The organism is Streptomyces sp. NPDC052773, from assembly GCF_044547145.1.
Lineage (GTDB): Bacteria > Actinomycetota > Actinomycetes > Streptomycetales > Streptomycetaceae > Streptomyces.
The window spans coordinates 192,056-203,929 of the sequence record NZ_JBITZX010000007.1 but is presented as its reverse complement, the minus strand read 5'-3'; the positions used below and the strand labels follow the sequence as shown (position 1 = coordinate 203,929).

Below are 11,874 nucleotides of genomic sequence, written 5' to 3'. Positions count from 1 at the left end.
CCCCGCCCTTTCAGCTGGTCACCTTGATGTCGACGACCCTGCCGCGGTACTGGCCGCTGTCCGCCTGGAGGGGCAGCTCGGTGAGCCAGACCAGCAGGTACCGGGCCTTGAGCTCCTTGCCGGGCTTCAGCGGCACCGTGGTGCCGGTGCCTCCGGCGACCTTGGTGTAGGCGTCGAAGCTCTGCGGCTCCACGTCCCCTTGGGCGGCCCGCAGTTCGACCGAGGTGCTGCCCACGAAGGTGACGGAGACGTTCCCGACCTCCTGGACCTTGCCGAGGTCGAGGATGACGCCGACGCCGCTCTTCAGATTGCCGAACTTGGCGCCGAGGTAGTAGTCCGTCTGCCAGTACGTGCCGGGAATGCCGTCGTAGACCTTGCTTATGTCGCCCGGCTTCTCGGATCCGTCCTTGCCGAACGGGTCGAAGTCCCGGGCGTTCTGGATGGCGATCGGCTGGGGCTTCTTGGGCTTCTCGGTGTTCTTGTCGTCGCCGTCCGTCGTCTGCGTCTGGGTGGGGTCGTCGGCATTGCCGCCCTGGTCCATCAGGGCGTCCGCGAGCTGCCAGCTGCCCAGTCCCAGGGCGGCGATGAGCAGTGCGGAGACGGCCCACTTCAGGGCCTTGCCGGTGCGGCTCTGCAGCGGGGGCGGCGGGGCCGGCACCGGCTGGGTGACGCCGGGGTGCGGTGCGGTGCGGCCGTAGGTGCCCTGCTGGTAGGTGGTGCGCTGGTACTCCGGCGGGGCGGTGAACGCGGGCTCCGGCGGGCGGATGCGCGGCATCTCGCCGATCGCCTTGACCAGTTCCTCCGGGGTGGTGCAGGGGGACTCGTGACGCGAGGCGGTGGCGCCGTCGTTGACGAGTGCGCGCATGGCGAGTTCCGACAGGCCGCGGTGGACGCCGGCGCGTACCTGGTCCGGGGCGATCAGCCCGACGTCCTTGGGCAGCCCGGACAGGCCGTAGGCGTCGTTCTCGTACGGCCAGCGCTGGGTGAGCGCGGCGTAGAGCAGGGCGCCGATGGCCTCCGTGTCGGCGCGCTGCGGGGTGTCGGAGCTGATGCCGCGCAGCGCCGCGTTCACGGCGAGGCCGCGGATCCGCCACTGGCCGGTGGAGGTGCGCAGCACGGCGTTGGGGTTCAGACGCAGATGGGCCAGGCCCTCGCGGTGCGCGGCGGCCATGGCGGAGGCGACCTGACTGACGAGCTGGTAGGCGTCGTGCGGCTCCAGCGGCCCGGCGGCCAGCAGCGTGGTCAACTCGGTGGCGTCGGGCAGCCACTCGTGCACGACGTAAACAAGGTCGTTCTCCTCGACGGCGTCGAGGACCTGGACGAACCGAGGGTCGCCCAGCAGCGCGGAGGAGCGGGCCGCGGCCAGCACGGCACGGGCACGGGTGTGGTCGGCGGGCAGCACATGGACGCCGACGGCGCGGCGCAGTTTCTCGTCGACCGCGCGCCAACTGCTGAAACCGTCCAGACGGGTGACGCACTCCTCGAGCCGGTAGCGTCTGGCGAGCTTGTGGCCGCTGTGCAGCTCGGGCGGCGAGGCCTTCCTCACGGGACCCTCGGTCCCGTCACTCCCCTGTGCCTCGTTCCGTTCCGTGTCCCGCTCCCGCTTCTGGGCCACCCCGTCGGCCGTGGACTGGTCCGCCTGGTCCGCCTTGGCGGTCAGCGGCTTCTCGCCGCTGTTGTCTGCCACGTCGACGGCAGCCGTGCTCCGTTCCGCCACCGTCGTTCCTGCCTCCCCATCCATTGCGCGCCGTACGACCCCGTGCGCGCCGTCCGACGCCGAAACCAATTGTGCCCACAGTCCGCCGCTATGCACGACACACGGTGGCGGTCGAAGGTTGTGCGCGTACCCCCCGTCTCAGCGGCCCAGGCGCCCGCGCACCATGCCGACCAGCGAGTTCAGCTCCTCGATGCGCATCCGGCGGGCGGCCACGAAGAAGATCCCGAGCAGTGCCGCCCCGCCGGCGAGCAGCGCGGCGAAGGAGCCGAGGGCACCCTGACCGAGAACCTGGGTGACGCCGTAGCAGGCCGCGCCGCTCAGCAGGGCCGCCGGCACCGAGGCGATGCTCAGCCGTGCGTACGTCCGCAGTACGCGGGAGCCGTCGAGGTCGCCGCCCAGCCGGTTGCGCAGTCGGCGCCAGGCGACACCGACGCCGATGACGTAGGCCAGGCCGTACGAGGCGGCCATGCCGACCACCGCCCAGCGGGCGGGCAGCAACAGGTAACAGAGCACGGACGCACCCGCGTTGACCGCGGCGACGATGACCGTGTTGTAGAAGGGCGTGCGGGTGTCCTCGTAGGCGTAGAAGGCGCGCAGCACGACGTACTGCACGGAGTACGGAATCAGGCCCAGACCGAAGGCCATCAGCATGAAGCCCATGTTCGTGGCCTCGTCGGTGCCGGAGGTGCCGAACATCAGGGTGCACATGGGAATGCCGAGGGCGAGGAAACCGAAGGCGATCGGCACGATCGCCACGGCCGTCGTCCGCAGGCCCTGGGAGATGTCGTCACGGACGGCACCCGCGTCGTCCTCGGCCGCGGAGCGCGAGAGCCGGGGCAGCAGTGCCGCCATCAGGGAGACCGTGATGATGGCCTGCGGCAGGCCCCAGATCAGCTGGGCGTTGGCGTAGGCGGCGAAGCCGGTGCCGTCGACGGGCGAGTCCTTGCCCGCCGCGGTGGACAGCTGAGAGACGACGATCGCGCCGGCCTGGTTGGCGAGGACGAACAGGACGGTCCACTTGGCCAGGGTCACGGCCTTGCCCAGGCCGTGCCCCTTCCAGTCGAACCGCAGGCGGAGCCGGAACCCGGTCTCGCGCAGGTACGGGATCATGGCCAGCGCTTGGACGACCAGGCCGAGCAGGACACCGATGCCGAGGAGCCGCTGGCCCTCCGGCGGGATGTTCGTGACCGTCATGCCCGAGTGCTCGGCGGTGCCGTACACCCAGAGGAACATCCCGAGCGTCACGATGATGACGATGTTGTTCAGGACCGGCGTCCACATCATTGCGCCGAAGCGGCCTCGCGCGTTGAGGATCTGGCCCATCACCACATGGATGCCCATGAAGAAGATCGAGGGCAGGAAGTAGGTCACGAACGTGACGCCGACCTCGTTGGCCGCGGGATCGCTCGCGACCGCGTCGGAGAGCAGCCGGATCAGCAGCGGCGCGGCGAAGACGGTCAGCACGGTGAGCGCGCCCAGGGCGACCATGACGAGCGTCAGCAGCCGGTTGGCGTAGGCCTCGCCGCCGTCCTCGTCCTCCTTCATCGCCCGGACCAGCTGCGGGACGAAGACCGAGTTGAGGCCACCGCCCACCGTCAGGATGTAGATCATCGTGGGCAGCTGGTAGGCGACCTGGAACGTGTCGCCGAGGAGGCCGACGCCGAGCGCCGAGACGATCATCGCCGAGCGGATGAAGCCGGTCAGGCGCGAGACCATCGTGCCCGCCGCCATCACGGCGCTCGACTTCAGCAGCCCGGCCGCGCGGCCGCCCTTCCTCGGCGCGGCGGCCGGGGCCGGGGCCGCGGGCGCCGGAGCCTGGTCGTGGGGCTCCTGCTGCTCCGCCACGGGGTACTGGCCCTCCTGCGCCTGGTACTGCTCGGGCGAGGGGTACTGCGGTGCCGGTCCCTGTCCGGTGCCCGGCGCGGCGGCCGGTCCGGGCACTCCCGGGTGCTCCGTCGACGGGCGGACGGCGCCCTGCTGCTGGTCGCGGAAGAGGTGGGCGAAGGCGTCGTGCTCGTGGCGCTGCCCGCCGGCCTGGGTGACCAGGTCGTCGACGCCCACGTACTGCGTGGTGCGGGGGTCGTCGCCGTACGGCAGGTACTGGGTGGCGCCGTCCGGCTCGGGGGCCGGGGTCTGCGCCCACACGTTCGGGTCGGGGGCGTACGGCGACTGCGGGGGCTGTGCGTACAGCTGCTGCGGCGGCGGATACGTGCCCGGGGGCGGCGGCGGGTGTGCGGCGCGGTCGTACAGCGCCTCGGCGACCGGGTCCTGGGCGGTGACGTCCTGCGCCCGGTACGGGTCCTGCTCGTAGGCGTCCTGGAGGTACATGTCCGCCGGGTGCTGCGGCGGCACCTGGCCGTGCTCGGGCGGCGGGCCCTCGGGGAAGCCCGAGCTGCCCACGGCCTGGCCGCGGTCACCGTCGTACGGCGCGTTCATGCTTACCCCACCTCATCGTCCCGGGCCCACCGGCCACGACATCCTCAACGGTCCACTCTCTCACCCGTGCCGGACGGGTCGGCGCTTTCCGCTGCGGTGTCCGGTGTCGGGTCACTCGGCTGCTCCGGGTCGCCTGCCCCGGGCCGGGTGTCCGACTCCTCCTTGAGACGGTCGTCGGGGTCTTCCGGGTTCTCGGGTGTGTCCGCGGGGTGGTCCGCGTCCGCCGAGGCATCCGTTGGTCCGTCCGCTGACGCGTCCGTCGCCGGGGCCGTCGTCGCGTCCGCCGTCGTGTCCGCCGGGTCCTGGCCCTCCTCCTCGGCCTGCCGGGCGGCCGCCCGCTTGCGCTGGGTGTACATCCGGAAGCCGGCGAGGACCAGCAGGAGCACGCCGCCGCCGATGACGAGCATCACGGTGGCCGTGATCTCGGTGACCTTCACGTCGAACTGGACGGCCTCGCCGTACGGCTGCCCGTCCTCGGTGAACAGCTGGGCGATCACCGTCACCCGGCCGTTGGCGTTGGCGGACGTGTTGAACTTCACCGACTGGCTGTGCCCGCCGGAGACGGAGACGGGCTGTTCGTCGTAGGCCTCGCCACCGATCTCCAGACGGGTGGGGCTGGTGGAGGTGAGGCGCAGCACCAGGTTGTCGACGCCCTGCACCAGGTTGTTCTGCACGGTCACCGGGATGGTGGCGCTGCGGCCGGAGAGCTTGGTCTCCGACTTCTCGATCAGCTTGACCTGCTTGGCGAGGTCGTCCAGGTAGCCCTCGACGCCGTCGCGGAAGCTCTGCGCCTCGGCGGAGCGGCCCTCCCACGACGTGGACATCTCACGGTTTATGGCCAGCCCGAACGGCGTGGCCACGCGCCGCGGGAAGGAGAGGATCACCTGGAAGTCGTCGAGCTTGTCCTGCGTGGCCGCGATCTGCTCGAACGCCTCGCGGGGCAGTTCCCGCTTGCGCAGCGCCGACGGGTACGCCGAGGCCGGCGGCACCTTCCGGGTGGCCCGGGCGTCCGGCTTGGCCTCGGCGGCGGCCGTCAGCTCCTGCGTCTCGGTCCAGGTGCCACCCTGGAGAGCCGTGATCGCTTCCGCCATCGCCCGTGCCTGGCTGGCGCTCGGCATCCGCTGCGGGGCGACGACGATGCTGCGCTGCTTGTCCGTCTGCTGGTTCAGGGCGAGGCTCTGGGCGAGGAAGCGCTGCACGGCGAGCGTGCCGGCGGACGCCTTCGTGAGATCCCCCTCGAAGGCGGTGGACAGCCGGGCGTCCGCGACGACCGCGGTGGTGCCGCCGCCGATGGGGCGGGCCGCGGACGGCGTGTACGGCAGCGCGTCGTTCTCCTCGAGGCTGTCGCTGCGGGCGATCACCCGGTCCGCGCCCGCGGAGGTGGCGACCTTCACGATCGACGGGTCGATCGCCCCTTCGACGGGCCACGCGAAGTCGGTGCTCGGCTGCATGTGGAGGATCGACTCCACAGTGATGGCGGCGACGTCCGTGGCCGCCTTGTACTGGCTCAGCGAGCCGGCGACGTCCGTGCCGTTGTGGGCGAGCGAGGCCAGGTCCGGATCGGCGTAGGGCAGCGCGACGACCTCCTTGCCGGCCACCGCCTTCTGCAATTCGGCGAGCCACTGGTTGGCGACCGCCTGATGGCGGCCCGGCGTGGTGTCGTCGCCGTTCCGCACCTCGTAGCTGCGCGTCATCGCGTCGACGGAGGCCAGCAGGTCCGGGTCGATCACCCAGGTGACGTCCAGCTCCTTGCCGAGCGCCACCATCCGGGCCAGCCGGCCGCCGGGGGCGATCTCCTTGGCGAGGTCGTCGTTGAGGAAGACCGGGGTCTGCTGCTCGTTCGAGCCGGTCTCCGCCGTCATGTGCGCCGTGGAGACCAGCGGCCACAGGAACGTCGTCTTCGTCCTCGGCTCGGCCTCTTCGGGCTGCCACGGCAGGAAGGTCCGCTGGAAGCCCAGCACCTCGTCCCAGGGGCGCGAGGGGGTCTCGCCGGTCAGCGAGACACCGAACGCGTAGACGCCCTCGTCGCCGAGATCCAGCTCGTCGACCGGCACGGAGATGCTGAAGTGCTCGGAGACGCCCGGGGTGAGCTTGGCGAACTCCTCGGTGTAGTCCCCGCCGACCTCGCTGCCGTCGGAGCCCGGGACGTAGTCGTCGTTCTTCGCGGCGGTGTCGATCCCGGAGCGGGTGGTCAGCTCCTGGCCGACGCGCAGATCCACCTGGGCGTCGGTGATCGTCTCCTTGCCCTTGTTGGTCACGGTGCCGGAGACGGTGAGCGTGTCGCCGTCCGTGGGGACGGCGGGGCTGAACGAGTCGAGGGCGACGGCCACCGTGTCCGAGCCGGAGGCGGCCTTCGCGGTGGTCTGGCCGGCGGCGTCCGCGGCCGACGCGGCGGGCAGCTGGCACAGGCCGGCCAGCAGGGGTGCCCCCGCCAGCAGTGCTCCGACGCGCAGCAGCCGCCGGCGGGCAGGTGAGGGACACGTCCCCTGGATGTCTGCCGCCTCGGCCACGCGCTCGCCCGTCCCTCGTCGTCGTCAGTGGTCGTCGGAATGTGCGTCCACGCATGGTAACGATGCGCGCTGAGGGGAAGTGCCGCGGACCGCGCCACAAGATCGGGGGACTACGGACCGCCGTCCCGAATGTGCACGTATAAAGGAGAGCGCTGGTGTACGTCGCAAGGGCTCGGCTTGGGCGGGTATCGGTGGCCGGGACCGGGCGGGGACAATCGGCGCGCCCGCGGCGCCCCAGGCCACGTACCCTCTTCTGTTGTGCCGAACGCCAACGAAGAAACCACCAGCGCCGTGACCCAGGAGCAGCACCGTGCGGTGACCGAGCCGCTGCAGGTCGCCCCGGTCGCCGATGACCTCGCCCGCCGTTTCCAGGAGGCCGGGTTCTCTCTCGCCCTGGTCGGCGGCTCGGTACGGGACGCGCTGCTCGGCCGGCTCGGCAATGACCTGGACTTCACGACCGACGCCCGCCCCGAGGACGTTCTGAAGATCGTGCGGCCCTGGGCGGACGCCGTCTGGGATGTCGGCATCGCCTTCGGCACGGTCGGGGCGCAGAAGGACGGCTACCAGATCGAGGTGACCACCTACCGGTCGGAGGCCTACGACCGGACCTCCCGCAAGCCGGAGGTCTCGTACGGCGACTCCATCGAGGAGGACCTCGTCCGGCGTGACTTCACGGTCAACGCGATGGCGGTGGCCCTGCCGGAGAAGACGTTCATCGACCCGCACGGCGGGCTCGACGATCTCGCGGCGCGTGTGCTGCGCACGCCGGGTACGCCCGAGGAGTCCTTCTCGGACGATCCGCTGCGGATGATGCGGGCCGCGCGTTTCGCCGCGCAGCTCGACTTCGAGGTGGCCCCCGAGGTCGTCACGGCGATGACGGAGATGGCCGGACGGATCGAGATCGTCTCGGCCGAGCGGGTGCGGGACGAGCTGAACAAGCTGATCCTCTCCGCGCACCCTCGCAGGGGGTTCACGCTGCTGGTCGACACCGGCCTGGCCGCGTATGTGCTGCCCGAGCTGCCGGCCCTGCGCCTGGAGAGCGACGAGCACCACCGGCACAAGGACGTCTACGAGCACACCCTGATCGTCCTTGAGCAGGCGATCGCGCTGGAGGAGAACGGCCCGGACCTGACGCTCCGGCTGGCCGCGCTGCTGCACGACATCGGCAAGCCGCGCACCCGCCGCTTCGAGAAGGACGGCCGGGTCTCGTTCCACCACCACGAGGTGGTCGGGGCGAAGATGACCAAGAAGCGCATGACCGCGCTGAAGTACTCCAACGAGCTGATCAAGGATGTCTCCCGGCTCGTGGAGCTGCACCTGCGCTTCCACGGCTACGGCACCGGGGAGTGGACCGACTCCGCCGTGCGCCGTTACGTCCGGGACGCGGGGCACCTTCTCGACCGGCTCCACAAGCTGACCCGCTCGGACTGCACGACGCGGAACAAGCGCAAGGCGGCCGCGCTGTCCCGGGCGTACGACGGCCTGGAGGAGCGCATCGCGCAGCTTCAGGAGCAGGAGGAGCTGGACGCCATCCGGCCCGACCTCGACGGCAACCAGATCATGGAGATCCTGGGCATCAAGCCGGGTCCCGAGGTCGGCCAGGCCTACAAGCACATGCTGGAGCTGCGGCTGGAGCACGGCCCGATGGGGCACGACGAGGCCGTGACGGCTCTCAAGGAGTGGTGGGCCGCGCGGAGCTGAGCGCGTGAAACGCGGTCATGTTTCACGTGAAACATGACCTCAGTACAAGGCTCACGGGGCCGTCTGGATGTGAAGAAGGGCGACGTTTCACGTGAAACGTCGCCCCTCTTCCTGTTGGTCAGGCAGTCGCCGACGGCCCGCGCATTGATGTGACATCTATCGGCGCTCGAAGCGGGCCATAGCCGCAGCAACCGCCGCGTAGGTCAGGGCCACGACGAGCACCAGTGCCGCGGAGCGGCCGTCCGGGGGCAGCATCAGGGCGGCGACGCCGGCGGCTCCCACGAAGGCGACGTTGAACAGGACGTCGTAGACGGAGAAGGTCCGGCCGCGGAAGCCGTCCTCGACCGAGGACTGCACGACGGTGTCCGTCGCGATCTTCGCGCCCTGGGTGATCAGCCCCAGCACGAAGGCGGCCACGAGCAGTGGGACGGTGGCGAAGGGCAGACCCAGGGCGGGCTCCAGGACGGCGGCTGCCGCCGCGCACACCACGATCCAGCGTCCGGGACCGAGTCGTCCGGCGGCCCACGGGGTCACCACAGCCGCGACGAAGAATCCGGCGCCGGACACGCCCAGTGCCAGCCCCAGCAGGGCGAGTCCGTCGTCCGGATCGGACGTCAGCGCGTACCGGCAGAGCATCAGCAGCATGACCGTGAGGGCGCCGTAGCAGAAGCGCATCAGCGTCATCGACGTCAGTGCCCAGGCGGCCTCCCGACGGGCGGGTTCGGCGAGATGGCGTACGCCCGCCCTCAGGTCGCGAAGGGTGCCGGAGAGCGCCGCCCCCAGACGCGGGCGTACCCATTGCGGATCGGGGCCGAGCAGGTCACGGGGCATCCGCAGGGAGGCGGCGGCTCCGCACAGGTACAGCACGGCGCCCAGCAGCACCACCGCCGCGTCGGAGTCGGACCCGGCCAGCCGTACGACGAAGGCGAGGCCGCCGCCCGCGGTCGCGGCCAGGGTGCCGGCGGTCGGGGAGAGGGAGTTGGCCATCACCAGCCGCTCGGCGTCGACCACGCGCGGCAGCGCAGCGGACAGGCCCGAGAGCACGAAGCGGTTGACGGCGGTGACACAGAGGGCGGAGACGTAGAAGAGCCAGTCCGGGACATGGCTCGTCATCAGCAGGGCCGTGCCCGTGGCCAGCAGGGCACGCAGCACGTTGCCGTAGAGGAAGACCTGGCGGCGGCGCCAGCGGTCGAGGAGCACACCGGCGAAGGGGCCCACCAGGGAGTACGGAAGCAGCAACACCGCCATGGCAGAGGCGATCGCGGCGGGCGAGGTCTGTTTCTCCGGGGAGAAGACGACGTAGGTGGCGAGGCCGACCTGGTAGACGCCGTCGGCGCCCTGGGACAGCAGTCGCACGGCGAGGAGGCGCCGGAAGTTCCGGAAGCGGAGCAGGACGCGCAGATCACGTACGACGGCCATGGGGTCAGCCTCACATATGGGGAAGGTCCCCGGGCGTCACGCCTCGGGGACCCTCAACTGCCCACAGGGAGCGGAGCTTCAGCGCGCGCTTCCTGTCTCGCCGGCGCGCACCCTCCTGTCTCGCTGGCGCGCGCTTCCTGTCTCGCTAGCGCTCGACCTCGCCCCTGATGAACTTCTCGACGTTCTCGCGGGCCTCGTCGTCGAAGTACTGGACCGGCGGGGACTTCATGAAGTACGAGGACGCCGACAGGATCGGGCCGCCGATGCCGCGGTCCTTGGCGATCTTCGCGGCGCGCAGGGCGTCGATGATGACACCGGCGGAGTTCGGGGAGTCCCAGACCTCGAGCTTGTACTCCAGGTTCAGCGGGACGTCACCGAAGGCGCGGCCCTCGAGGCGGACGTACGCCCACTTGCGGTCGTCCAGCCAGGCGACGTAGTCGGACGGGCCGATGTGGACGTTCTTCTCGCCGAGCTCCCGGTCGGGGATCTGCGAGGTGACGGCCTGCGTCTTGGAGATCTTCTTGGACTCCAGGCGCTCGCGCTCGAGCATGTTCTTGAAGTCCATGTTCCCGCCGACGTTCAGCTGCATCGTGCGGTCCAGGATGACGCCGCGGTCCTCGAACAGCTTCGCCATGACGCGGTGCGTGATGGTGGCGCCGACCTGGGACTTGATGTCGTCGCCGACGATCGGGACGCCCGCCTCGGTGAACTTGTCCGCCCACTCCTTGGTGCCGGCGATGAAGACCGGGAGGGCGTTGACGAAGGCGACCTTGGCGTCGATGGCGCACTGGGCGTAGAACTTCGCCGCGTCCTCGGAGCCGACCGGCAGGTAGCAGACGAGGACGTCGACCTGCTTGTCCTTGAGGACCTGGACGACGTCGACCGGCTCCTCGGCGGACTCCTCGATGGTCTCGCGGTAGTACTTGCCGAGGCCGTCGAGGGTGTGGCCGCGCTGGACGGTCACGCCGGTGTTCGGCACGTCGCAGATCTTGATGGTGTTGTTCTCGGAGGCGCCGATGGCGTCCGCGAGGTCGAGGCCGACCTTCTTCGCGTCGACATCGAACGCGGCGACGAACTCCACGTCACGGACGTGGTAGTCGCCGAACTGCACGTGCATCAGGCCGGGGACCTTGGACGCCGGGTCGGCGTCCTTGTAGTACTCGACTCCCTGCACCAGCGACGCGGCGCAGTTGCCCACGCCGACGATGGCTACGCGAACCGAACCCATTCCGGTTGCTCCCTGTGTGTACTCGGTGAGGCCCTGACGGGGGTCTCACGTGGCGGTGTCGTCGGGCGTATCCGGCCGGGTGTCGTCCCCGGGCCGGGGCAGGCCGCCCGGCGCTCCAGATGTGGTGTCCTGCTGAGCGGGCTCCCCGGAGGCGGAACCCCTCAGGTCCCGCCCGGCCCGCTCGCTCTCGATGAGCTCGTTCAGCCAGCGCACTTCGCGCTCCACGGACTCCATTCCGTGGCGCTGGAGCTCGAGGGTGTAGTCGTCGAGGCGCTCTCGGGTGCGCGCCAGGGAGGCGCGCATCTTTTCCAGACGCTCCTCCAGCCGGCTGCGGCGGCCCTCCAGCACGCGCATGCGTACATCGCGCGACGTCTGCCCGAAGAAGGCGAACCGCGCGGCGAAGTGCTCGTCCTCGTACGCGTCGGGGCCGGTCTGCGAGAGCAGCTGTTCGAAGTGCTCCTTACCCTCTGCCGTCAACCGGTAGACGATCTTGGCGCGCCGGCCCGTGAGCGGGGCGGCCGGCGCCTCCTCGGCGTCCTGGCCCGGTTCTTCGATCAACCAGCCGTTTGCGACCAGCGTCTTGAGGCAGGGGTAGAGCGTCCCGTAGCTGAACGCGCGGAACACACCCAGTGACGTATTGAGTCGTTTGCGCAGCTCGTAGCCGTGCATCGGAGATTCGCGGAGCAGGCCGAGTACGGCGAACTCGAGGATCCCGGAACGCCGGCTCATGATCGCCTCCTCTCTGCCGCGGTCGTACCGTCACGGTCTTTATGCCGTGCTGATGTATCGACTCGATACATCAGCACGATAGAACGGCCCCTCTCATGCGACAAGAGGGGGAATCGTGAACGGCGTCACATCAC

7 protein-coding genes are annotated in these 11,874 nt (G+C 70.3%); 1 reads left to right on the top strand and 6 read right to left on the bottom strand.

Features of this window, described 5'->3' with window-relative positions:
- Positions 1-10: 10 nt before the first annotated feature.
- The 3 genes from ACIG0D_RS18235 to ACIG0D_RS18225 form a co-directional block, all read right to left on the bottom strand.
- Positions 11-1,717, bottom strand: a complete 1,707-nt coding sequence (locus ACIG0D_RS18235; protein WP_399801636.1) for a protein kinase family protein — start codon at positions 1,715-1,717, stop codon at positions 11-13.
- A gap of 138 nt (positions 1,718-1,855) precedes the next feature.
- Positions 1,856-4,153, bottom strand: coding sequence for a murein biosynthesis integral membrane protein MurJ (gene murJ / locus ACIG0D_RS18230; protein WP_399801633.1), 2,298 nt, complete (start codon positions 4,151-4,153; stop codon positions 1,856-1,858).
- Positions 4,154-4,197: 44 nt separating this feature from the next.
- Entirely contained in the window at positions 4,198-6,663 is a 2,466-nt protein-coding gene (locus ACIG0D_RS18225) for a DUF6049 family protein (protein ID WP_399801630.1), read from the bottom strand.
- Between the two features lie 258 nt (positions 6,664-6,921).
- Between ACIG0D_RS18225 and ACIG0D_RS18220 the strand changes: the two genes are divergently transcribed.
- Positions 6,922-8,364, top strand: coding sequence for a CCA tRNA nucleotidyltransferase (locus ACIG0D_RS18220; RefSeq protein ID WP_399801628.1), 1,443 nt, complete (start codon positions 6,922-6,924; stop codon positions 8,362-8,364).
- Positions 8,365-8,520: 156 nt separating this feature from the next.
- Here ACIG0D_RS18220 and ACIG0D_RS18215 read toward each other — a convergent pair whose 3' ends face one another.
- The 3 genes from ACIG0D_RS18215 to ACIG0D_RS18205 all read right to left on the bottom strand — a co-directional run bounded on the left by ACIG0D_RS18215 (position 8,521) and on the right by ACIG0D_RS18205 (position 11,740).
- Entirely contained in the window at positions 8,521-9,783 is a 1,263-nt protein-coding gene (locus ACIG0D_RS18215; protein ID WP_399801625.1) for an MFS transporter, read from the bottom strand.
- Between the two features lie 145 nt (positions 9,784-9,928).
- Positions 9,929-11,011, bottom strand: coding sequence for an inositol-3-phosphate synthase (locus tag ACIG0D_RS18210; protein ID WP_399801622.1), 1,083 nt, complete (start codon positions 11,009-11,011; stop codon positions 9,929-9,931).
- A gap of 45 nt (positions 11,012-11,056) precedes the next feature.
- Positions 11,057-11,740 (bottom strand): PadR family transcriptional regulator, encoded by a 684-nt coding sequence (locus ACIG0D_RS18205; RefSeq protein ID WP_399801620.1) that lies wholly within the window; start codon positions 11,738-11,740, stop codon positions 11,057-11,059.
- Positions 11,741-11,874: the final 134 nt, after the last annotated feature.